This is a genomic window from Desulfocurvus sp. DL1XJH-121 (assembly GCF_054819825.1).
The window spans coordinates 1-262 of sequence record NZ_JBTVWW010000120.1 but is presented as its reverse complement, the minus strand read 5'-3'; the positions used below and the strand labels follow the sequence as shown (position 1 = coordinate 262).

Here is a 262-nt window from a genome sequence, read left to right as displayed (position 1 = left end):
GATGATCCACCTCTTTGCTGAAAATCAGCCAGGAGGTTTCTTTGCTGCGCAGGGTACTGATGTCGTCCGCCAGCGTAATGCCGCCCTTGGCGTCGCGCAGGTAAAGCGTATTACCGTCGTAGGCAACCTCGGTGTTTTTCAACGCCTGCTGGGTATCGAAGATATTGTGGCCTTTGCCGCCGGCAATCAGGTTATAGCCGCCGGCGTCGCGGAAGATATCGTCACCGTCGCGCCCCTCGAGATAGTCGTTGCCTTTGCCGCC

The 262-nt window shown here is 57.6% G+C and carries 1 pseudogene; it reads right to left on the bottom strand.

What is annotated here, in order from left to right:
• A pseudogene (locus tag ACYYG1_RS17555) lies at positions 1-262 on the bottom strand (hypothetical protein); the annotation flags it as partial.